Annotated in this window: 19 protein-coding genes; 10 read left to right on the top strand and 9 right to left on the bottom strand. The window is 70.5% G+C overall.

Annotated elements, in window-relative coordinates:
* The first annotated feature begins 9 nt into the window (after window positions 1–9).
* Window positions 10–681 carry a response regulator transcription factor gene (locus ACIQVL_RS23600; protein WP_030608351.1) on the top strand — a complete coding sequence of 224 codons (672 nt, stop codon included), beginning with the start codon at window positions 10–12 and terminating at the stop codon, window positions 679–681.
* An 80-nt stretch (window positions 682–761) separates the two neighbouring features.
* Here ACIQVL_RS23600 and ACIQVL_RS23595 read toward each other — a convergent pair whose 3' ends face one another.
* From ACIQVL_RS23595 to metH, 3 genes are all read right to left on the bottom strand, one after another.
* The gene (locus tag ACIQVL_RS23595; RefSeq protein WP_403429323.1) at window positions 762–2,366 is read right to left on the bottom strand and encodes an ABC transporter substrate-binding protein; all 1,605 of its coding nucleotides are present in this window, start codon (window positions 2,364–2,366) and stop codon (window positions 762–764) included.
* A gap of 424 nt (window positions 2,367–2,790) precedes the next feature.
* Window positions 2,791–3,492 (bottom strand): HAD family hydrolase, encoded by a 702-nt coding sequence (locus tag ACIQVL_RS23590; protein ID WP_403476278.1) that lies wholly within the window; start codon window positions 3,490–3,492, stop codon window positions 2,791–2,793.
* Between the two features lie 129 nt (window positions 3,493–3,621).
* Window positions 3,622–7,137: a methionine synthase gene (gene metH / locus ACIQVL_RS23585; protein ID WP_403429319.1), complete on the bottom strand. Its 3,516-nt coding sequence runs from the start codon at window positions 7,135–7,137 to the stop codon at window positions 3,622–3,624.
* 360 nt (window positions 7,138–7,497) lie between these two features.
* Here metH and ACIQVL_RS23580 point away from each other — a divergent pair, with 360 nt between their 5' ends.
* From ACIQVL_RS23580 to ACIQVL_RS23545, 8 genes are all read left to right on the top strand, one after another.
* Window positions 7,498–8,262: an IclR family transcriptional regulator gene (locus ACIQVL_RS23580; RefSeq protein WP_352367102.1), complete on the top strand. Its 765-nt coding sequence runs from the start codon at window positions 7,498–7,500 to the stop codon at window positions 8,260–8,262.
* Between the two features lie 383 nt (window positions 8,263–8,645).
* On the top strand, window positions 8,646–9,440 hold the full coding sequence (locus ACIQVL_RS23575; RefSeq protein ID WP_366352976.1) for an MIP/aquaporin family protein: 795 nt from the start codon (window positions 8,646–8,648) through the stop codon (window positions 9,438–9,440).
* A gap of 65 nt (window positions 9,441–9,505) precedes the next feature.
* Window positions 9,506–11,044 (top strand): glycerol kinase GlpK, encoded by a 1,539-nt coding sequence (glpK, locus tag ACIQVL_RS23570; protein WP_403429317.1) that lies wholly within the window; start codon window positions 9,506–9,508, stop codon window positions 11,042–11,044.
* A 53-nt stretch (window positions 11,045–11,097) separates the two neighbouring features.
* Window positions 11,098–12,714, top strand: coding sequence for an FAD-dependent oxidoreductase (locus ACIQVL_RS23565; protein WP_403429315.1), 1,617 nt, complete (start codon window positions 11,098–11,100; stop codon window positions 12,712–12,714).
* Between the two features lie 426 nt (window positions 12,715–13,140).
* On the top strand, window positions 13,141–13,386 hold the full coding sequence (locus tag ACIQVL_RS23560) for a hypothetical protein (RefSeq protein WP_403476277.1): 246 nt from the start codon (window positions 13,141–13,143) through the stop codon (window positions 13,384–13,386).
* Window positions 13,387–13,484: 98 nt separating this feature from the next.
* Window positions 13,485–13,679, top strand: coding sequence for a hypothetical protein (locus tag ACIQVL_RS23555; RefSeq protein WP_403476276.1), 195 nt, complete (start codon window positions 13,485–13,487; stop codon window positions 13,677–13,679).
* Window positions 13,680–13,787: 108 nt separating this feature from the next.
* Window positions 13,788–14,459, top strand: a complete 672-nt coding sequence (locus ACIQVL_RS23550; RefSeq protein ID WP_351958931.1) for a FadR/GntR family transcriptional regulator — start codon at window positions 13,788–13,790, stop codon at window positions 14,457–14,459.
* Between the two features lie 152 nt (window positions 14,460–14,611).
* On the top strand, window positions 14,612–15,661 hold the full coding sequence (locus ACIQVL_RS23545; RefSeq protein WP_403476275.1) for a PAC2 family protein: 1,050 nt from the start codon (window positions 14,612–14,614) through the stop codon (window positions 15,659–15,661).
* Window positions 15,662–15,855: 194 nt separating this feature from the next.
* On the opposite strand, the gene mshC is transcribed toward ACIQVL_RS23545, so the two are convergent.
* From mshC to ACIQVL_RS23525, 4 genes are all read right to left on the bottom strand, one after another.
* The gene (gene mshC / locus ACIQVL_RS23540; RefSeq protein ID WP_403429310.1) at window positions 15,856–17,085 is read right to left on the bottom strand and encodes a cysteine--1-D-myo-inosityl 2-amino-2-deoxy-alpha-D-glucopyranoside ligase; all 1,230 of its coding nucleotides are present in this window, start codon (window positions 17,083–17,085) and stop codon (window positions 15,856–15,858) included.
* A 91-nt stretch (window positions 17,086–17,176) separates the two neighbouring features.
* Window positions 17,177–17,992, bottom strand: a complete 816-nt coding sequence (locus ACIQVL_RS23535; protein ID WP_403476274.1) for an SCO1664 family protein — start codon at window positions 17,990–17,992, stop codon at window positions 17,177–17,179.
* On the bottom strand, window positions 17,956–18,546 hold the full coding sequence (locus ACIQVL_RS23530; protein ID WP_403429306.1) for a DUF3090 domain-containing protein: 591 nt from the start codon (window positions 18,544–18,546) through the stop codon (window positions 17,956–17,958). Before ACIQVL_RS23530 ends, ACIQVL_RS23535 begins: the two co-directional genes overlap by 37 nt.
* A 99-nt stretch (window positions 18,547–18,645) precedes the next feature.
* Entirely contained in the window at window positions 18,646–19,332 is a 687-nt protein-coding gene (locus tag ACIQVL_RS23525; RefSeq protein ID WP_403429304.1) for a histidine phosphatase family protein, read from the bottom strand.
* Window positions 19,333–19,394: 62 nt separating this feature from the next.
* Here ACIQVL_RS23525 and corA point away from each other — a divergent pair, with 62 nt between their 5' ends.
* The gene (corA, locus tag ACIQVL_RS23520) at window positions 19,395–20,399 is read left to right on the top strand and encodes a magnesium/cobalt transporter CorA (protein WP_403429303.1); all 1,005 of its coding nucleotides are present in this window, start codon (window positions 19,395–19,397) and stop codon (window positions 20,397–20,399) included.
* A gap of 25 nt (window positions 20,400–20,424) precedes the next feature.
* Here corA and ACIQVL_RS23515 read toward each other — a convergent pair whose 3' ends face one another.
* Window positions 20,425–21,213 carry a ferritin-like domain-containing protein gene (locus ACIQVL_RS23515; protein ID WP_403476273.1) on the bottom strand — a complete coding sequence of 263 codons (789 nt, stop codon included), beginning with the start codon at window positions 21,211–21,213 and terminating at the stop codon, window positions 20,425–20,427.
* A 230-nt stretch (window positions 21,214–21,443) separates the two neighbouring features.
* The gene (locus ACIQVL_RS23510; protein WP_403429301.1) at window positions 21,444–22,499 is read right to left on the bottom strand and encodes an LLM class F420-dependent oxidoreductase; all 1,056 of its coding nucleotides are present in this window, start codon (window positions 22,497–22,499) and stop codon (window positions 21,444–21,446) included.
* Between the last annotated feature and the right edge of the window lie 51 nt (window positions 22,500–22,550).

Genomic DNA, 22,550 nt, shown 5'->3' with positions numbered 1-22,550 from the left:
AGACTCATCGTGGCCATCCGTGTCCTACTGGTCGACGACCAGCCGCTGCTGCGCACCGGGTTCCGGATGATTCTGGAGGCCGAGCAGGACATCGCGGTCGTGGGCGAGGCCGGAGACGGCCTGCAGGCACTCGACCAGGTGCGGGCCCTGCAGCCCGACGTCGTGCTGATGGACATCCGGATGCCGCGGATGGACGGCGTGGAGGCGACCCGGCAGATCACCGGTCCGGGCCGGGACGGTCCGGCGAAGGTGCTGGTGCTGACCACGTTCGATCTGGACGAGTACGTGGTGGAGGCGCTGCGCGCGGGAGCCAGCGGCTTCCTGCTGAAGGACGCCCCGGCCAACGAACTGGTGCAGGCGATCCGGGTGGTGGCGAACGGGGAGGCGATGCTGGCGCCGAGCATCACGCGCCGGCTGCTGGACAAGTACGCGACGCATCTGCCGTCCGGTGAGGAGCCGGTGCCGGACACGCTGCACACGCTCACCGACCGTGAGGTGGAGGTGCTGAAGCTGGTGGCGCGCGGGCTGTCGAACGCGGAGATCGCCGCGGATCTGTTCGTCAGCGAGACCACGGTGAAGACGCATGTGGGGCATGTGCTGACCAAGCTGGGGCTGCGGGACCGGGTGCAGGCGGCGGTGTACGCGTACGAGAGCGGCCTGGTGCGCCCCGGCGCGCAGTAGCCGGCGGCCGACAGGCGTATACGACAGGAGGGGCGCCCCGCTTCACGAGCGGGGCGCCCCTCCTGTCGTATGACCGGGCGTCAGCTGCTGGAGCCGCGGCCCAGCTCCCACAGCTGGAGGCTGGCGGAGGAGTTGAGGGCGTAGGCGACGCCGGTGATGTCGTCGCGGGCGGCGACGTACTGCTTGCCCTGCCACAGGGGCAGCACGGGGACGTCGTTGGCGACGTCGTCCTGGATCTCGGTCAGGCTGCCGGCGGCGCTGGCCCGGTCGGCCTCGCGGCGGGACTCGGGGATCAGCGTGTTGATGATCCGGTTGTTGACGTAGGGCGACTTGAGGAAGTTGTCCTTGTCGAGGAACGGCGCGAGGAAGTTGTCGGCGTCCGGGAAGTCGGGGAACCAGCCCATGCCGTAGACGTCGTAGTCACCCTTGCGCTCGTTGGTCTGGTAGCTCGACCAGGGGGTGCCCTCGATGCTGACGTCGAACAGTCCGCTGCCGTTGAGCTGCTGCTTGAGGACCTCGAACTCCTGCTTGGTGGCCGAACCGTAGTGGTCGGTCGTGTAGTGCAGCGTGAGCTTCACCGGGGTGGTGATGTTCGCCGCGGTCAGCAGGTTCTTCGCCTTGGAGACGCTGGGGTCGCCGTACTTGTTGAAGAAGGAGTTGGAGTGGCCGGTGATGGAGGCCGGGACCAACGAGTACAGCGGCTCGGCCTGGGAGCCGTACACCTTGGCGACGAGTTCGTCGCGGTTGATGACCTGGGCCATGGCCTGGCGGACGGCCTTGGTCTTGACGGACGGCGCGTCGGTGTTGAAGCCGAGGTAGCGGATCTCCAGGCCGGACATGTCGACGAGGCTGACGTTCTTGTCGGTGCCGGCGTCGAGCTTGTTGATCTGGGCCGGCGACATGGAGCGGGTCATGACGTCGATGTCGCCCTTGTCGATCGCCGCGCCCATGGCGTCGGCGTCCTTGAAGGCGCGCAGGACGACCTGCTCGTTGTTCACCTTCACGCTGCCCTTGTAGTTCGGGTTCTTGGTGAAGGTGGCGGAGACGAACTCGTCGTTCTTGACGTCGGCCTTGAAGGTGTAGGGGCCGGAGCCGTCGATGTCGAAGCCGTCGCGGAGCTTGTCCTTCTCGTAGTCCTTGGGGTTCAGGATGCCCGCGACCGGGGTGGACAGCTTGTACGGGAAGGTGGCGTCGGCGGTCTTGAGGTGGAAGATGACCTCGCGGTCGCCCTGGGTCTCGACGGTGTCGATGTTCGTGAGCAGGCCGTAGACGCCACTGTCCGACTTGATGCGCAGGGCACGCTCGATGGACCACTTGACGTCCTCGGCGGTGACGGCGTTGCCGTCGGAGAACTTCAGGCCCTCACGCAGCTTGCACGCGTAGCGCTCGCTGCCGCTGTCGGTGAAGGAGCAGCTCTCGGCCGCGTCCGGGACCGGGTCGCCCTCGCCCTTGGGCTGGGACATGAGGGTCTGCACGGTCTGGCGCAGGATGTTCCAGCCGCCGACGTCGTAGGAGTAGGCCGGGTCGAGGGGCGCCGGGGCGTCCTTCGTGGCAGTGAACCCGTCGGTGGTGCCTACGACGATCGCGTCGCTGCTGCTGCTCCCGCTGTCGGATCCACCGCACGCGGCGAGCACCGGAGTGAGCAGGCCGACCACGGCCGGCAGCACCAAAGTCTTACGGTTCATGCTCGAAGTTCTCCAGAGCTGTTCGTGTCCGTGTATCCCGCATACATGGGGTGTCGAAGCGGATCACGGGGGTTACGGCGATGTTCTCGCGACGAGATTAGTCGGCGCCCGCAGGACGGTTGGCAGCGGCGTGAGTTGAGGGCCCATCACGCAGGGGAACCGGTCGTGGACGGACCGAAAACCCGACAGCGGCAGGATTAGTGCAGCGTCTCCCCAATCGGGACACAAGGTCGCCCCGTTTCCCCCCGAACGGGGGTGGGCTGCACAATCGGGCAACGTTGTCGAGCATCCTCACGCGTGGGGAACGTCACACGCGCATTTCTGTGATGGAGTATCGGAATTCAGCCGGTTGAACAGTTGCGAATTCCGTTGAATGATCGCTGTCGGGATTTCGACCAATGGACTTTGCACGCTGGGTGAACGGCTAGGCCATTTCCGTCATCAGGCCACGCAGAAAAGCCAGGTCGACCTCTTCCAGCGAGGTCACCACGGTACGCCGTGCGGCCGGGGCGATCGGCGCGACGGACGGGACGGCGACCACCTGGCAGCCGGCCGCCTCGGCGGCGGCGACACCGGTCGCGGTGTCCTCGACGACCGCGCATCTGGCCGGATCCACGCCCAGTCCGGCGGCGGCGAGCAGGTACGGGTCCGGGTAGGGCTTGGTGCGCGAGACCTCGTCGCCGGCGACGGACAGGCTGAAGTGCTGGGGGCCCAGCGAGGTCAGGACACGGTCGATGATGCGCCGGTGCGAGGCGGAGACCAGGGCGGTGGGGATCTGCTGCTCGTACAGCTCGGCGAGCAGCCGCTGCGCGCCCGGCATCAGCGGCAGGGCGGTGCCGATGCGTGCCTCGAAGCCCTCGTTGAGCAGCACGCTGAGCTCGGCGAGGGTGATGGCGGCGCCGGTGGCCTCGATGAGGAACCCGGCGCTGCGGGTCATGGGGCCGCCGACCACGACATGGCGCCAGGAGTCGTCGAGGGTGTGGCCGAGGCGGGCGAAGATCTCGACCTCGACGTCCCACCAGAAGCCCTCGGTGTCCACCAGGGTGCCGTCCATGTCGAGGAGCACCGCCTGGAGGGCCGAGCCTTCCGCCGTACGGGTTCCGAGCGCGGGGACCGTGCTGGTCAATCCACACACCTCCTTGAGGGACGACCAGGCCGGTTCCCATGCGGGGAACCGGCCTGCTGTGGACCGACCAGTGTACGACTTATCCGATCAGTGTGCTGTGTGGGACACGTCTCGGTGCCGGCGTACCGGTCAGCGGGCGTTGAAGTACTTCGCCTCCGGGTGGTGGATCACGATGGCGTCCGTGGACTGCTCGGGGTGCAGCTGGAACTCCTCGGACAGGTGGACGCCGATCCGCTCGGGCCGGAGCAGGTCGGCGATCTTGGCGCGGTCCTCCAGGTTGGGGCAGGCGCCGTAGCCGAGGGAGAAGCGGGCGCCCCGGTACTTCAGGGCGAACATGTCCTCGATGTCGCCGGGGTCCTCGCCGGCGAAGCCCAGCTCCGAACGCACGCGCGCGTGCCAGTACTCGGCGAGGGCCTCGGCCAGCTGGACGGACAGGCCGTGCAGTTCGAGGTAGTCGCGGTAGGCGTTGGCCTCGAACAGCTTGGCGGTCTGCTCGCCGATGCGGGAGCCGACGGTGACGACCTGGAGGCCGACCACGTCCGTCTCGCCGGACTCCTCGGGGCGGAAGAAGTCGGCGAGGCAGAGCCGGCGGCCGCGGCGCTGGCGGGGGAAGGTGAACCGGGTGCGTTCGTTGCCGCGGTCGTCCAGGATGATCAGGTCGTCGTCCTTGGAGACGCACGGGAAGTAGCCGTAGACCACGGCCGCTTCCAGCAGGTTCTCCGTCTGGAGCTGGTCGAGGAGGCCGCGCAACCGGGGGCGGCCCTCGGTCTCGACGAGTTCCTCGTACGACGGTCCCTCGCCGGTGCGGGCCTGCTTGAGGCCCCACTGGCCCTTGAAGAGGGCGCCCTCGTCCAGCCAGCTCGCGTACTCCTTGAGCTGGATGCCCTTGATGACGCGGGTGTCCCAGAACGGCGGGGTGGGCACCGGGTTGTCGACGGCGACGTCGGAGCGGACGTGGCCCTCCTCGGACCGCTCCTCGACCTCGACGGCGGGGGCCTGCCGGACCCGGCGCTGCTTGAGCTCGGGGAGGCTGGCGCCGGGCACCCCGCGCTTGACGCCGATGAGCGCGTCCATGAGGCGCAGGCCCTCGAAGGCGTCGCGGGCGTAGCGGACCTCGCCCTCGTAGAGCTCGTGCAGGTCCTGCTCGACGTAGGCGCGGGTGAGGGCGGCGCCGCCGAGGATGACCGGGTAGGTGGCCGCGAGGCCGCGCTGGTTGAGCTCCTCCAGGTTCTCCTTCATGATCACCGTGGACTTGACGAGCAGGCCGGACATGCCGATGACGTCGGCCCGGTGTTCGTCGGCGGCCTCCAGGATCGCGGAGACGGGCTGCTTGATACCGAGGTTGACGACGTTGTAGCCGTTGTTGGACAGGATGATGTCGACGAGGTTCTTGCCGATGTCGTGGACGTCGCCGCGCACGGTGGCGAGCACGATGGTGCCCTTGCCCTCGACGTCCGACTTCTCCATGTGCGGTTCGAGGTGGGCGACCGCGGACTTCATGACCTCGGCGGACTGGAGGACGAACGGCAGCTGCATCTGGCCGGAGCCGAACAGCTCGCCGACGACCTTCATGCCGTCCAGGAGGGTCTCGTTGACGATGTCGAGAGCCGGGCGGTCCTGGAGGGCCGCGTCCAGGTCGGCCTCCAGGCCGTTCTTCTCGCCGTCGATGATGCGGCGCTTGAGGCGTTCGTCCAGCGGGAGGGCGGCCAGTTCCTCGGCCTTGCCCGCCTTGAGCGACTTGGCGGTGGCGCCCTCGAAGAGGGCCATCAGCTTCTGGAGCGGGTCGTAGCCCTCGGCGCGGCGGTCGTACACGAGGTCGAGGGCGGTCTGCACCTCCTCCTCGGAGAACCGGGCGATCGGCAGGATCTTGCTCGCGTGCACGATCGCCGAGTCCAGGCCCGCCTTGACGCACTCGTCGAGGAAGACGGAGTTCAGCAGGATGCGGGCGGCCGGGTTGAGGCCGAAGGAGATGTTGGACAGGCCGAGGGTGGTCTGGACGTCCGGATGGCGGCGCTTGAGCTCGCGGATCGCCTCGATGGTGGCGATGCCGTCTCCCCGGGACTCCTCCTGGCCGGTGCAGATGGTGAAGGTCAGGGTGTCGATGAGGATGTCCGACTCGTGGATGCCCCAGTTCCCGGTCAGGTCGTCGATCAGCCGCTCGGCGATCTCGACCTTCTTCTCGGGGGTACGGGCCTGGCCCTCCTCGTCGATGGTCAGCGCGATCAGGGCGGCGCCGTGCTCCCGCGCCAGCTTCGTGACCTTCGCGAACCGGGACTCCGGGCCGTCGCCGTCCTCGTAGTTGACGGAGTTGATGACCGCGCGGCCGCCGAGCTTCTCCAGCCCGGCCCGGATGACGGGGACCTCGGTGGAGTCGAGGACGATCGGCAGGGTGGAGGCGGTGGCGAAGCGGCCGGCCAGCTCCTCCATGTCGGCGACGCCGTCCCGGCCGACGTAGTCCACGCAGAGGTCCAGCATGTGGGCGCCCTCGCGGATCTGCTCGCGGGCCATCTCCACGCAGTCGTCCCAGCGGGCGGCCAGCATGGCCTCGCGGAACTTCTTCGAGCCGTTGGCGTTGGTGCGCTCGCCGATGGCCAGGTAGGAGGTGTCCTGGCGGAACGGGACCGTCTGGTAGAGCGAGGCGGCGCCGGGCTCGGGGCGCGGGCTGCGCTCGGGCGGGGTGATGCCGCGGACCCGCTCGACCACCTGGCGCAGGTGCTCGGGGGTGGTGCCGCAGCAGCCGCCGATGAGGGAGAGGCCGTAGTCGCGGACGAAGGTCTCGTGGGCGTCGGCCAGCTCCGACGGAGTGAGCGGGTAGCTGGCGCCGTTCTTGCCGAGGACGGGCAGGCCGGCGTTCGGCATGCACGCGAGCGCGATGCGGGAGTGCCGGGAGAGGTAGCGCAGGTGTTCGCTCATCTCGGCGGGGCCGGTGGCGCAGTTCATGCCGATCATGTCGATGCCGAGCGGCTCCAGCGCGGTGAGCGCGGCGCCGATCTCCGAGCCCAGCAGCATGGTGCCGGTGGTCTCGACGGTGACGGAGACGATGATCGGGACGTCCAGGCCGGCGGCCTCACGGGCGCGGTGGGCGCCGATCACGGCCGCCTTGGTCTGGAGCAGGTCCTGCGTGGTCTCCACGATCAGCGCGTCCGCGCCGCCGCTGATCAGGCCCTCGGCGTTCTGCTGGAAGGCGTCGCGGATCGTGGTGTACCCGACGTGCCCGAGGGTGGGCAGCTTGGTGCCGGGGCCGATGGAGCCGAGGACCCAGCGCTGCCGGCCGTCGCGGGCGAGGTAGCCGTCGGCGGTCTCGCGGGCGATGCGGGCGCCGGCCTCGGACAGTTCGAAGACGCGCTCGGGGATGTCGTACTCGGCGAGCGCCGCGTAGTTGGCGCCGAACGTGTTCGTCTCGACGCAGTCCACGCCCGTGTCGAAGTACGCCTCGTGGACCGAGCGCACGATGTCGGGCCGGGTCAGGTTCAGGATCTCGTTGCAGCCTTCCAGCTGCTGGAAGTCGTCGAGCGTGGGGTCCTGCGCCTGGAGCATGGTGCCCATGGCTCCGTCGGCGACCACCACGCGTGTGGCGAGCGCCTCCCGGAGCTCGGACACCCGGGTCCGGCTGTCGGCGGAAGGGGACGGCGGCAACGAGGCCATGAAGGGCTCCCTTGGATGCGACGGCTGTCGGCTATGCGGTTTCCCCGGGCGGACCCGGCTATGGACGCACGGCGCCAGCGTAACCGGGAGTGGGCTTGGATGGGCAGGGCGTCCATGTGGCGGACGAGTGACCGGCGGGGCGGGCAGTATGACGCCGGCCATGGCGTTTCGGCCGCTCACGGGTCATGGTGCGGGGCGGACGTGTGTGGCCGGACACCCAAGGGCGGGCCACGCGTGAAGTAACGGATGTCGACCGACCATTGGCGGTGAGTCGGCATCGACCGGTAGTGTTCGGCATTGCCGAACGATGGTTACGGCGTTGTGACGGTGAGGGTCACAGGGGACGGAGGCAGAACGGCGATGGCACGGAACATCCAGTCGCTCGAACGGGCGGCCGCGATGCTGCGGCTGCTCGCGGGCGGCGAGCGACGGCTCGGCCTGTCGGACATCGCCTCGTCGCTGGGCCTCGCCAAGGGCACCGCCCACGGCATACTCCGCACCCTCCAGCAGGAGGGGTTCGTCGAGCAGGACGACGTCTCGGGCCGTTACCAGCTGGGCGCCGAGCTGCTCCGGCTCGGCACCACCTACCTGGACATCCACGAGCTGCGGGCGCGGGCGCTGGTGTGGACGGACGACCTGGCCCGCTCCAGCGGGGAGAGCGTCTACCTGGGCGTGCTCCACCAGCAGGGCGTGCTGATCGTGCACCACGTCTTCCGGCCCGACGACAGCCGGCAGGTGCTGGAGATCGGTGCCATGCAGCCGCTGCACTCCACGGCGCTCGGCAAGGTGCTGTCGGCCTACGACCCGGTGGCGCACAGCGAGGCGCTGGAGGCCGACCGCAAGCCCTTCACCGACCGCACCACCTGCGACCTCGACGCCTTCGAGCACATCCTCGACATCACCAGGGCCCGGGGCTACGCGGCCGACGTGGAGGAGACCTGGGAGGGCGTGGCCTCGGTCGCGGCCCCGATCCACGACCGCCGCCGGATGCCGGTGGGCGCGGTGGGGATCACGGGCGCGGTGGAGCGGCTCTGCAAGGACGGCGAGCTGCGGCCCGACCTGGTCGCCGCGGTGCGGGACTGCGCCCGTGCCGTCTCGCGGGACCTGGGCGCGGGCCGGTTCTGACGGCACACCCCTGATCGACGACCGAGGCCGGTTCGCAGGTGGCGGACCGGCCTCAGCCGTACCCTGAGATGGACATAACAGGGCAAACATGCAGATCAGTGGAGCTAACGCAGGACACCCGGCGGACAACCCGACTCGGCCCGACCCATCGATAACCCACAGCAATCAATAACGATCGCGTTTTCGATAACAGAACTCTTGACGCACGCGTAACGCCGGAGCAAGACTCCCGTCCATCGGTCGGCATTGTCGAACACCTACCGGCAATACGCGCTAGAGTGTGACAACGCCAAAGGCCGACATCGCTCTCACCCCCGAGGGCGCCAACACCCCGACGGGACTCGGGGTTCGGCTTCCCTGGACGAAGGACAAAGGAGTCGCGGGTGTCCAGCTCCGACATCTTCATCGGCGAGACCATCGGTACCGCCATACTCATCCTGCTCGGCGGTGGCGTCTGCGCCGCCGTGACCCTCAAGGCCTCCAAGGCCCGCAACGCCGGCTGGCTCGCCATCGCCTTCGGTTGGGGCTTCGCCGTCATGACGGCCGTCTACATCTCCGGACCGCTGTCCGGTGCCCACCTCAACCCGGCCGTCACCGTCGCTCTCGCCATCAAGAACAGCGACTGGAGCAACGTCCCGGTCTACTTCGCCGGACAGCTGCTCGGCGCGATGATCGGCGCCTCCCTGGTGTGGGTCGCCTACTACGGCCAGTTCCACGCGCACCTCACCGACAAGGAGATCGTCGGCGGTCCGGGCGCGCAGGCCACCACGGCCAAGGCCGTCGAGGCCCAGGAGAAGGGCGCAGGCCCGGTCCTCGGCATCTTCTCCACCGGTCCCGAGATCCGGAACGCGGTCCAGAACCTCGCCACGGAGATCATCGGCACCGTCGTGCTGATCCTCGCGGTCCTCACCCAGGGCCTCAACGACAAGGGCAACGGCCTCGGCGTCCTGGGCGGCCTGATCACCGCCCTGGTGGTGGTCTCCATCGGTCTCTCGCTCGGCGGCCCGACGGGATACGCCATCAACCCGGCCCGTGACCTCGGCCCGCGCATCGTGCACGCACTCCTCCCCCTGCCCAACAAGGGTGGTTCCGACTGGAGCTACGCCTGGATCCCGGTCGTCGGCCCGCTGATCGGCGGCGCCATAGCCGCGGGTATCTACAACGTCGCCTTCGCTTAGACCAGCAGGCCTCGCCCAAGAGACAGACGTACCGCCACACACCACGGACCTCTGAGGAGCACACAGTGACCGACGCCCACACCGCAGGCCCCTTCATCGCCGCGATCGACCAGGGCACCACCTCCAGCCGCTGCATCGTCTTCGACAAGGACGGCCGGATCGTCTCGGTCGACCAGAAGGAGCACGAGCAGATCTTCCCGAAGCCGGGCTGGGTCGAGCACAACGCCAACGAGATCTGGACCAACGTCCAGGAGGTCGTCGCCGGGGCCATCCAGAAGGCCGGCATCACCCGCGACGACATCAAGGCCATCGGCATCACCAACCAGCGCGAGACCACCGTGCTGTGGGACAAGAACACCGGTGAGCCCGTCCACAACGCCATCGTCTGGCAGGACACCCGCACCGACGCCCTCTGCAAGGAACTCGGCCGCAACGTCGGCCAGGACCGCTTCCGCCGCGAGACCGGTCTCCCGCTGGCGTCCTACTTCGCCGGCCCCAAGGCCCGCTGGCTGCTCGACAACGTCGACGGCCTCAAGGAGCGCGCCGAGGCGGGCGACATCCTCTTCGGCACCATGGACACCTGGGTCATCTGGAACCTGACCGGCGGTGTCGACGGCGGCAAGCACGTCACCGACGTGACCAACGCCTCCCGCACCCTGCTGATGAACCTGCACACCATGCAGTGGGACGACAAGATCGCCGAGTCCATCGGCGTGCCGCTGCAGATCCTGCCCGAGATCCGCTCCTCCGCCGAGGTCTACGGCGAGGTCACCGGCGGCAAGCTCGGCGACCTGCTCGGCGGCATCCCGGTCGCCTCCGCGCTCGGCGACCAGCAGGCGGCCCTGTTCGGCCAGTGCTGCTTCTCCGAGGGCGAGGTCAAGTCCACCTACGGCACCGGCACCTTCATGGTGATGAACACCGGTGACAAGATCATCAACTCCTACGCGGGTCTGCTGACCACGGTCGGCTACAAGATCGGCGACCAGCCGACCCAGTACGCGCTGGAGGGCTCGATCGCCGTCACCGGCTCGCTGGTCCAGTGGATGCGCGACCAGATGGGCCTCATCTCCACCGCGGCCGAGATCGAGACGCTCGCGCTCTCGGTCGAGGACAACGGCGGCGCCTACTTCGTGCCGGCCTTCTCCGGCCTGTTCGCCCCGCACTGGCGCTCCGACGCCCGCGGCGTGATCGCCGGCCTGACCCGGTACGTCACCAAGGCGCACCTGGCCCGCGCCGTCCTGGAGGCCACCGCCTGGCAGACCCGCGAGATCGCGGACGCCATGGTCAAGGACTCCGGCGACGAGCTGGTGGCCCTCAAGGTCGACGGTGGCATGACCGCCAACAACCTGCTGATGCAGCAGCTCGCCGACGTCCTGGACGCACCCGTGGTGCGCCCGATGGTCGCCGAGACCACCTGCCTCGGCGCCGCCTACGCCGCCGGCCTCGCCGTCGGCTTCTGGTCCGGCACCGACGAACTGCGCGCCAACTGGCGCCGGGCCGCCGAATGGACCCCCCGCATGGACGCGGAGACCCGCGACCGTGAGTACAAGAACTGGCTCAAGGCCGTCGACCGGACCATGGGCTGGATCGACGACGAGAGCTGAGAGAGCGCGCACCGCTCTCACGATCGAGCTCTGACGAGGAGTAAGAACCCGACATGACCAGTCAGTCCACCCTGCAGTCCGTACCTGCCCTGGGGACGCACCCGGCCTCCGGCTCGCTTCCGAGCCGCGCCGAGACCAGGGAGCAGCTCTCCAAGGCGTCGTACGACCTTCTCGTGATCGGCGGCGGCATCCTGGGCATCTCCACCGCCTGGCACGCCGCGCAGTCCGGGCTCAGGGTGGCACTGGTCGACGCCGGCGACTTCGCCGGCGCCACCTCCTCCGCCTCCTCCAAGCTCCTCCACGGCGGTCTGCGCTACCTGCAGACCGGCGCGGTGAAGCTGGTGGCGGAGAACCACTTCGAACGCCGTGCGGTCTCCCGCCAGGTGGCCCCCCACCTGGCGAACCCGCTCACCTTCTACCTCCCCGTGTACAAGGGCGGTCCGCACGGCGCGGCGAAGCTCGGGGCGGGCGTCTTCGCCTACTCCGCGCTCTCCGCGTTCGGTGACGGCGTCGGCCACCTGCTCTCCCCCGCGCGGGCCCAGCGGGACGTGCCGGAACTGCGCACCGAGAACCTCAAGGCCGTCGCGGTCTACGGCGACGACCAGATGAACGACGCGCGCATGGCGCTGATGACGGTCCGCGCGGCCGTCGAGGCGGGCGCGGTCGTCCTCAACCACGCCCAGGTCACCGGGCTGCGCTTCACCCGGGGCCGGGTGACCGGCGCCGACCTGAAGGACGCGGTCTCCGGCGAGGAGTTCGGCGTCAACGCCCGCCTGGTGCTGAACGCGACCGGCCCCTGGGTCGACCACCTGCGCCGGATGGAGGACCCGAACGCGGCCCCGTCCATCCGCCTGTCCAAGGGCGCCCACCTGGTCCTGAAGCGCACCTCCCCGTGGAAGGCCGCGCTCGCGACCCCGATCGACAAGTACCGGATCACCTTCGCCCTCCCCTGGGAGGACATGCTGCTGCTCGGCACCACCGACGAGGAGTACGAGGGCGACCCCGCGGACGTGGCCGTCACCGAGAAGGACATAGCCCAGATCCTGGACGAGGCCGCGTTCTCCGTCCGGGACCAGCAACTCCAGCGCGACCTGATCACCTACTCCTTCGCCGGCCTGCGCGTCCTGCCGGGCGGCCCCGGCAGCACCGCGAAGGCCAAGCGGGAGACCGTGGTCACCGAGGGCCGGGGCGGCATGCTGTCCGTCGCGGGCGGCAAGTGGACCACCTTCCGGCACATCGGCCGCACCGTGATGGAGAAGCTGGAGGCGCTGCCGGGCCACCCGCTGGGCGACGACTTCGAGCCCATCGCGTCGCTGCCGAAGAAGCTGCCGCTGCCCGGCGTCGCCAACCCCCGTGCCGTCGCCCACCGCCTGCTGGTGGACAACCCGGCGCCGGGCCCGCGGATGGCCGCCGACACCGCGAAGCACCTGGCCACCCACTACGGTTCGCTGGCCTTCGACATCGCCCGCCTGGCCAACGAGGACCCGCTGCTCGCCGAGCGCGTCCACCCGGACGCCCCGGAGATCTGGGCGCAGGTCGTCTGGGCCCGCGACCACGAGTGGGCCGAGACCGCCGACGACGTGCTGCGTCGCCGTACCACCCTGACCATCCGCGGCCTGGCCACGGACGACGTCCGGGCCAGGGTCCAGGACGTGCTCGACAAGAAGTGACACCGGAACAGGCGGCTGCCGGGTCCTGCCCTGACCGTCCCGGCAGCCGCTGAGGACCCGGCCCCGCCGTACCGGGGGCGGGCGACAGGAGGGGCGGCTTCCCTCCCCTGGGAGCCGCCCCTCGGGCATGCCCGCCGCACGGCCGTATGCCGTCGCCGTGTGCCTCCGGTAACTGCCCGCACGGCACATCGCACCACCAACCGCCCGCCGAACACTCCCGCACGCTCCCTCACACGTGTTTCGAACAGCGGGTTCGCCGAAGATCCTGCGGCTACAACGGGTCGTCACGGCACGACGGAACGACGGCAGGCGGTGCCGGCACGGCACGATCCGGGAGCGGCACATGCACGGCGGACGGCACAGTGCCCGGGTGCGGCGGCGCCTGGGTTGTCGGCGTGCGCGGCGGCGCTCGCCGCCCTCACGGGCGTGCTGCGGTTCCCGTGGGACGACACCGTCACCGAGGGCGTCCTGGTCTCGGCGATCGGCACCCTGGTGTCGGTCGCCGCGCTCGTCGCCGACGTACTGCGCGGCGACGCCGACCCGGTCCTGCGGTCCGCCGACGAGGACCGGCGCCGGGCCGCCGACGCGCTGGCCGAGGCCGTACGCGAGCAGTGGGCGGCGGAGGTCCGGCTGCGGCGGCTGCAGGACCCGGAGCCGATCGAGGTGGGCTGAGCGCCCGCGGACCGGCGGCTCGCCGACCATCCGGAGAACCTCGGGCGCGGCGGCCGGCTCCCCGCGCCGCGGGCTCGGCGGGTCGAGGACCTGGCCGCGTGGTTCGCCGGCCTCCCCGGCCGCCGGCTGGTGGTCCTGGGCGGCCCGGGGCGTACTTCGAGTTCCGGCATCTGCGGCTGCAGTCGCACCTGGCCCACGGCGGCACCCCGGTCGGCACCCCGGCGGACTTCCCGCCCCGGCCCCGCGAGGCACCGGCCGGGCCGGTCAGGGAGAGCGGCGACAGGCCCTGCTAGGCGGGTCCGGGCCCGGTGGAGGGGCGCGGGGAAGGCTGGCCGCGGAAGCCTGACCAGGCCGCATAATGTGACCGAGACATCGGATGTCTGAGCGACAGGGAGGCCGGTATGGCAGTCACCGATGAGGCGATCGAGAAGATCAAGGACATGATCGTCTCCGGTGCGCTGCGCCCCGGAGAACGGTTGCCCAAGGAGAGCGAGCTCGCCGCCGAACTGGGCCTGTCCCGCAACTCGTTGCGGGAGGCGGTACGGGCCCTGTCGCTGATCCGGATCCTGGACGTCCGGCAGGGCGACGGCACGTATGTCACGAGCCTGGACCCGCAGTTGCTTCTCGAGGCCATGAGCTTCGTCGTCGACTTCCACCGCGACGACACCGTCCTGGAGTTCCTCGCGGTGCGCCGGATCCTGGAGCCGGCCGCGACCGCGATGGCCGCCTCCCGGATCAGCGAGCAGCAACTGGACGCACTGGACGCCCAGTTGGACGCGCTCGGCGCCGAGCCTTCGGTGGAGGAACTGGTCGCCTGCGACCTGGAGTTCCACCGGGGCATCGTGCAGAGTTCGGGAAACTCGGTGCTGTGCTCGCTCCTTGACGGGCTGTCGGGCCCGACCACCAGGGCGCGGATCTGGCGCGGTCTGACCCAGGAGGACGCGGTCGCCCGCACCCTGCGGGAGCACCGGGCGATCCTGGCCGCGCTGCGCGACCGGGACGCGGAGGCGGCCCGGTCCTGGGCGACCGTGCACATCGCGAGCGTGGAGCAGTGGCTGCGCAGCAGCCTGTGAAGCGCTTGCCGGCTTCCCGGAACCGGTGGTGTTCGAGAGCGGCGAACGGGGCAGTGATCCGTTCACTCCCCCGTGCAAGGGGGCTGCGGGCGCCCCCGCCTCACGCCGTAAGGTTGGGGCGTACGCGAGGGCACGTCGGAAGGAGGCACTGGGTGATCGAGCTGGAGGGGGTTCCCGAGCTGATCGACCCAGTCATGGTGGCCGCGTTCGAAGGCTGGAACGATGCCGGCGACGCCGCCTCCACCGCGGTCGCGCACCTGGAGCGGGAGTGGAAGGGCGAGGTGTTCGCGGCGCTCGACGCCGAGGACTACTACGACTTCCAGGTGAACCGCCCCACGGTGTGGATGGACGCGGGCGTGCGAAAGATCACCTGGCCGACGACACGGCTGTCGGTGGTCCGGGTCGGCGGCGACAAGCCGCGGGACCTGGTGCTGGTCAGAGGCATCGAGCCGTCCATGCGCTGGCGCTCGTTCTGCAACGAGCTGCTGGGCTTCGCCCACGAGCTGGGCGTCGAGCTGGTGGTCGTCCTCGGCGCGCTGCTCGGCGACACCCCGCACACGCGTCCGGTTCCGGTCAGCGGGGTCACCTCGGACTCGGACCTGGCGCAGCGGATGGACCTGGAGGAGACCAAGTACGAGGGCCCGACGGGCATCGTCGGCGTCCTCCAGGAAGCGTGCACGCATGCCGGTGTGCCGGCGGTCTCACTCTGGGCGGCCGTCCCGCACTACGTCTCCCAGCCGCCCAACCCGAAGGCCACGCTGGCGCTGCTCAACCGCCTGGAGGACCTGCTCGACCTGCGGATCCCGCTGGGCGAGCTGCCCGAGGACGCGCGCGCCTGGCAGGTCGGGGTGGATCAGCTGGCCGCGGAGGACAGCGAGGTCGCCGAGTACGTGCAGACGCTGGAGGAGGCCCGGGACACCGCGGAGCTGCCGGAGGCGTCGGGCGAGGCGATCGCGCGCGAGTTCGAGCGGTATCTGCGGCGCCGGGACGTGAACCCGCCCGGCGGTCACGCCACGGCGGACGGCAGCGATGCCGCGTCCTACCTGCGGGACAACCCCGGGAACCCCGGCGGCAAGGCCAGGCCGCCACGACCGCCGAAGCCCGACACGCCCGGGGGCGCCGGCAATGCCGGGAATCCCGGGGAGGACGGGGACACCGGCGGGGATTCCGGGCCGGACGGCGAGGACACCTCGGAGGACTGAGACAGGGGCGGTACGCGAGATGCGTGCCGCCCCTTCTTGTCGGCCCTGCCGACCGTTGGGGGGTGCGTTCTTGTCGGCCCTGCCGACCGTTGGGGGGGTGCGCGTCGTGTGTGCGGTGCAGGTGAGTCGTGGCTGGTCGCGCAGTTCCCCGCGCCCCTAAAGGCCTGAAGGCGGGGCGCGGGGGTCGGCGTTTCTCAGAGGGCCACGCCCAGCAGGGCGTCCACCGCTCGGGATACGACACCTGGGGCGCCCGTGTCCGTGCCGCCCTGCGCCTGCTGCAGCGACGCCCAGCGGTCGACGGCCGCCAGGGCGGCGGGGGCGTCCAGGTCGTTGCTCAGGGCCTCGCGGATCTCCTCCACGAGGGACTCGGCGGGCGGGCCGTCGGGGCGGGAGACCGCCGCGCGCCAGCGGTCCAGGCGGGCCACCGCGTCGGCCAGTACCTGGTCGGTCCACTCCCAGTCGGCGCGGTAGTGGTGGGAGAGCAGGGCGAGGCGGATGGCGGCGGGGTCGACGCCGTCCCGGCGGAGCCGGGAGACGAAGACCAGGTTGCCCTTGGACTTGGACATCTTCTCGCCGTCGAGGGCGACCATGCCGGCGTGGACGTACGCCCTGGCCATCGGGAACTCGCCGGTGAGCACCTGGGCGTGCGAGGCGCCCATCTCGTGGTGCGGGAAGGCGAGGTCGGAGCCGCCGCCCTGGACGTCGAAGGTCATGCCGAGGTGGTCGAGGGCGATCGCCACGCACTCGATGTGCCAGCCGGGGCGGCCGCGGCCCAGGGAGCCGCCGTCCCAGCTCGGTTCGCCCTCGCGGGCGGCCATCCACAGCATCGGGTCGAGCGGGTTCTTCTTGCCGGGACGGTCGGGGTCTCCGCCGCGCTCGGCGGAGAGCAGCCGCATGGCGGCCGCGTCGAGGTTCGAGACCTTGCCGAAGTTCGGGTCGGACTCGACGGAGAAGTAGATGTCGCCTTCGAGTTCGTAGGCGGCGCCGAGGTCGCGGAGCCGTTCGACCAGCGGCACGATGCCGGGTATGGCCTCGACCGCACCTATGTAGTGCTGCGGCGGCAGCATCCTGAGGGCGGTCATGTCCTCGCGGAAGAGGGCCGTCTCCTGCTCGGCGAGGGCGACCCAGTCGACGCCGTCGCGCTCCGCGCGCTCCAGGAGCGGGTCGTCGACGTCGGTGACGTTCTGGACGTAGTGCACCTGCCGCTTGGTGTCGAGCCACACGCGCTGAACCAGGTCGAACGCGTTGTAGGTCGCCGCGTGCCCCATGTGGGTCGCGTCGTACGGCGTGATGCCGCAGACGTAGATACGGGCGACGGGACCGGGGTCGAGGGTGACAGGACCACCGGTCGCGGTGTCGTGGATCCTCAGGTCGCGGCCCTGACCAGGCAGGGCGGGGACCTCGGAAGCGGGCCAGGCATGCATGTACATGAGCGTAACCGGACCCGAGTTCGGTATACGAACCGGACGGCCTGGAAGGCAGTCTTGATCTCGGGGCCGGAGTGTGCTGGTGGGGCTATACGGGCGGCCAGGGGATGGCCGGCCACTCGCCGCTGGGTTCCGGGTGCCTGCCGGCGGTGAGCAACGTCTCGACACGCGCGCGCGTGGCGTCCAGTTCCGCGGTGGTGATCAGCTCGGCCAGGCGGGTTCCCAGCGGCCCGCCGAGAGCCTCCCGCAGGCCCTTGAGGACCTCGACCGCCTCGCCGGTCAGGTCCTCCCCCGCCCAGCCCCACAGCAGGGTGCGCAGCTTGTTGTCGACGTTGAAGGTGACGCCGTGGTCGATGCCGTAGAGCCGGCCGTCGGCGGTGGGCAGCAGATGGCCGCCCTTGCGGTCGGCGTTGTTGATGACCGCGTCGAGGACGGCGAGCCGGCGCAGCCGTTCGTCGTCCGCGTGCACCAGCAGCGCCGTCCTGCCCTCGCCGACCTCGGCGAGACCGATCGCCTTCCAGCCGGGTTCCGGCTCCTCCGCGTCCACCAGGGCGAGCAGTTCGGCGCCCTCGGGGTCGACGTCGATCCACAGCTGGACCATGCCCTCGCCGTACGGCCCGTCGCGCAGGACGGTGGGCGGGACCAGGTCCCAGCCGGTGGCCGCGGCGACCTCGTAGGCGGCCACCTCGCGCTGGGCGAGGGTGCCGTCGGGGAAGTCCCACAGCGGGCGCTCCCCCGCGACCGGCTTGTAGACGCAGGACGCCTCCCGGCCGTCGTGCGCGACCGTGCAGAACAGTGCCGCGTTGGAGGCGTCGCGGATGCGGCCGCGTACCTTCAGCTCACCGTGGGCGAGCAGCTCGGCGGCGGTCACGCTCCGCGGCGGTATCCGTTCTGGCGCGGACATACATGTCCTTCCGGGTCGAGCGGGAGGCTGCACAGCGGGCACGGCGGCCGCCCGGCGTTGACGACGTCCAGGGCGCGCTTGGCGAAGGCCCTGGCCTGCGCGCCGGTCAGCCGGACCCGCAGCATCGGGGGCCCGTTCTCCTCGTCCTGCAGGAGCCGCTCCTCGGCCTCGGCGAGGTCCTCCTCGGAGTCGGCCTCGAGCTCCACGAGCGCCTGCGCCTCGACGATCATGCGTTCTTCGTCGCCGTCCCAGGCGAGCGCCATGGTGCCGACGCGGAACTCCTCCTCGATGGGGGTGTCGAGGGGGGCGCTGTCGCTGATCTCGGCGGGCGCGACGGCGGGCACGGCCGCGTTGCCGCCGCTGCGGCGCACGACCTCGTCGAGGAGTTCGTCCATGCGTTCGGCGAGTGCGGCGACCTGGGTCTTCTCCAGGGCCACGCTGGTCGTCCGGGGGCCGGCCGTGGCCTGGAGGAAGAACGTACGGCGTCCGGGCATTCCGACCGTGCCCGCGACGAAGCGGTCCGGCGGATCGTAGAGGAACACCTGACGGGACACGTCCTGTCTCCATGAGTCGAGAGTGCGTGGGTTTCGGGCGGGCAACGACACGGCCGGGAGCCGCTTACGTGGGTTGCTTCACCCTACTGCGGCTGACGATCACGGCGCGCCGGCGCCGCCACCGACCGCGGCGTCTTCCCCGGGGGGTTCCTCGCGGGGGGCAAGGGAGGCGAAATCCCCGGTGTCCCCGAGACGAACGAGAAACGGCCTGAGGCGGGTGTAACGGATCGCGGTGATGGAACACGGTTCGACGGAGATCCGCTGGAAGAGGTCGAGATGCAGACCGAGCGCGTCCGCGACGAGGGACTTGATGATGTCACCGTGCGAGCACATGAGAAAGACGGCGTCCGGGCCGTGGTCGCGCTCCACGCGCGCGTTCCACTCGCGGACCGCCTCGGCGGCGCGGGTCTGCATGGCGCGCATGGACTCGCCGCCGGGGAACGCGGCCGCCGACGGGTGGGCCTGGACGACCTCCATCAGCGGCTCGTCCTTGAGTTCGGCGAGCTTGCGGCCGGACCAGTCGCCGTAGTGGGCCTCCCCGATCCGCTCGTCGGTGTGGGCGGTGAGCCCGGGGCGGGCGTCGAGCAGCGGGCGGACCGTCTCCTGGCAGCGCTGCAGCGGGCTGGTGACGAGTTCGGAGATCGGCAGCCCGGCGAGCCGGCCGGGCAGCGCGGCGGCCTGGGCGGCCCCCCGCTCGTCGAGGGCGACGCCCGGCGTCCAGCCGGCGAGCACACCCGAGGTGTTGGCGGTGGACCGTCCGTGCCTTACGAGGATCAGCGTGGGCATGCGGCCCAGGGTAGGCGCACCCCGAAGTGCGCCGGCGGGCGGCCGACGGGAGAATACGCTCCGTGATCGTCGATTGCGCCATCTACCGGGACGGGGAGCGGACGGAGACGCCGCAGGACTTCTCCGACGCCCTCGCCGAGGCACGCGCGCGCGGCGACAGCTTTCTGTGGATCGGCCTGTACGAGCCGACGGAGCGCGAGTTCGACCTGGTCACCGACGAGTTCGGGCTGCATCCGCTGGCCGTCGAGGACGCCCTGACCGCGCATCAGCGGCCCAAGCTGGAGGTGTACGACGACTCGCTGTTCGTCGTCCTGAAGCCGGTGACGTACGAGGCGAAGAGCGACACGGTGACCTCCGGCGAGCTGATGATCTTCATCGGGGACTCCTTCGTGGTCACCGTGCGCCACGGGACGCCCTCGCCGCTCGGCGACATCCGGCGGCACCTGGAGGAGCAGCACGAGATGCTGAAGCACGGGCCGACGGGGGTGCTGCACTCGATCTCCGACGCGGTCGTCGACAACTACCTGGCGGTCGCCACCGAGCTGCAGAACGACCTGGAGGAGCTGGAGGCCGAGGTGTTCTCGCCGAGCGGCGGCGGCTCCCGGCACACCGCGTCACGGATCTACACCTTCAAGCGGCAGATCCTGGAGTTCCGCCGGGCGACCGTGCCGCTGGCGCTGCCCATGACCAAGCTGGCGGGGGTGGGCCCGTACGGCAGCGGGGTGACCGTGCCCTTCGTGCACGCGGAGGCCCGGCCGTTCTTCCGGGACGTCAACGACCACCTGCTGCGGGTGAACGAGAGCGTGGAGGGCCTGGACCGGCTGGTGTCGGACGTCCTCGGCGCCCATCTCGCGCAGATGAGCGTGCGGCAGAACGACGACATGCGGAAGATCTCCGCGTGGGCGGCCATGGCCGCGGTCCCCACGCTGATCGCGGGGATCTACGGCATGAACTTCGACCACATGCCCGAGTTGCACTGGCTCTGGGGGTATCCAGCGGTGATCATGCTCATGGTCCTGCTGGAGCTGTCGCTGTACCGGCTGTTCAAGCGTCGCGGCTGGATGTGAGCCGGTTCGCCGACGGCACCGCGACTCACGCGAACTCGGGGGCGGGGGCCGCGGGGCCGCCCAGGGCGTTCCTGCGCTCCGGCATCCGCAGGGAGACCATGCGGCGCCAGCCGACGGCGCGCTCGTAGGCGTGGACGGCGTGGATGCCGGACGCCAGGAGCGCGGACCTGGCCCTCGGCCAGCCGAGGATGCGGCCCATGTGGGCCATGACGGCGAGGCTGACGTCCCGGTGGACGCGGATCTCGGCGAGGGCGCACGCGCGGAGCGTGTGCTGGATGGTGCGGCCGTGCCCGGCTGCGGCGAACCGCAGCAGTTCCTCGTGGCAGTAGGCGAGGTGGTTGTCCTCGTCGCCGGCGATCATGCGCACCGCGCGGCCCACGTCCGGGTGGTCGGCGAAGTACCGGCGCAGCAGCCCCATCTGCTCGGCGGCGCGCTGCTCGGTGACCCGGCTGTGGGCCAGGTAGGCGACGATGTCCGGCACCGTGAGCGGCTGGTCGGCCCGGAGCCGGTCGTGGGCGAGTCCGATGCCGTGCCGTTCCAGGATCATCGTGTAGTCGGTGTCGGCCGGCACCGGAACGGGCGCCAGCCCGCGCTTCTTCAGCAGGCCGTGGAAGATGCGCCCGTGCTTGTCCTCGTCGGCGCCGTGGCGGGCGATCTTGGGGGCGAGGCCGCGTTCGCTCCGCGGTACCAGCGCGGCGATCCGCGCGTTCTCCCAGCCGCCCTGGGACTCCCCGCTGGCCGCGATGGAGCAGAAGAGCCGGAAGGTCTCGTCGTTGTCGAGGATCTCCTGGAACAGACTCCTGGCCGAAAGCATCGTGGGCACCTCTCCGGAGGACTCACCTGACCCGCAAAGAACGAGTCAAATGCCACGTCGGAGCGGCTGCAACAGGTGTGCGGGCGAACTCGGCCGAAAGGAGGACCGACGGGGTCACGCCGGGGGCGTAACCGCGCGGGCGCGGGCGCGTTGTTCTGCGTGACGGCCGTGGCGGGGAAGACCCCCCGAGCCCCCACCACGGCCGTGGACTTCTCTCACCTCTCAGGTGTTCACGCGAGCCCGGCGCGCTCCAGGGCCTCGGCGCCGGCCCGCAGCGAGGCGAGCCGCTCGTCCAGGGCGAACCCGGCGGGCGCGAGGGAGAGCGTGGTGACCCCGGCGGCCGCGTAGGCCTTCATCCGGTCGGCGATCCGGTCCACGGAGCCGAGCAGCGTGGTCTGGTCGATCAGCTCCTGCGGTACGGCGGCCGCGGCCCCGTTCTTGTCCCCGGACAGGTACTTGTCCTGGATCTCGGCGGCCTCCCGCTCGTAGCCCATGCGCCGGGCGAGCTGGTTGTAGAAGTTCTGCTTGCGGCTGCCCATACCGCCGACGTAGAGCGCGGTGTAGGGCCGGAAGGTGTCGGCGAGCGAGGCCACGTCCCTGTCGTCGCCGACGGCGAGCGGCAGCGTCGGGCAGATGTCGAACCCGTCGAGGGTCCGGCCGGCCTTCTCGCGGCCCGCGCGCAGGTACTTCACGGCCGTCTCCTCCATGTGCTCGGCGGAGGGGAAGATCAGCAGCGCGCCGTCGGCGATCTCGCCGGTCTGCTCCAGGTTCTTCGGGCCGATGGCGGCGATGTAGACCGGGATGTGCTCGCGCTCCGGGTGCACGGTCAGCTTGATGGGCTTGCCCGGACCGCCCGGCAGCGGCAGCGTCCAGTGCTCGCCCTCGTACGACAGCCGTTCCCGGGTCATCGCCTTGCGCACGATCTCCACGTACTCGCGGGTGCGGGAGAGCGGCTTGTCGAACTTGACGCCGTACCAGCCCTCGGAGACCTGCGGTCCGGAGACGCCGAGGCCGAGCCGGAAGCGGCCGCCGGAGAGGGAGTCGAGGGTGGCGGCGGTCATCGCGGTCATGGCGGGCTGCCGGGCCGGGATCTGGAAGATGGCCGAGCCGACGTCGATGCGCTCGGTCTGGGCGGCGACCCAGCTGAGCACGGTGGCGGCGTCGGAGCCGTAGGCCTCGGCGGCCCAGCACACGGCGTATCCGAGCCGCTCGGCCTCCTGCGCCACGGCCAGGTTGTCCCCGTCCATCCCGGCGCCCCAGTAGCCGAGGTTGATCCCGAGCTGCATGGCCGTTCCCCTTACCGATCAGTAACGTCGCTGTTGCGATCGACCTTAGCG

It is taken from the genome of Streptomyces sp. NPDC090499 (assembly GCF_044769305.1).
GTDB lineage: Bacteria > Actinomycetota > Actinomycetes > Streptomycetales > Streptomycetaceae > Streptomyces.
The sequence above is the reverse complement of the archived record's forward strand: the minus strand, read 5'-3'. Positions and strand labels throughout refer to the sequence as shown.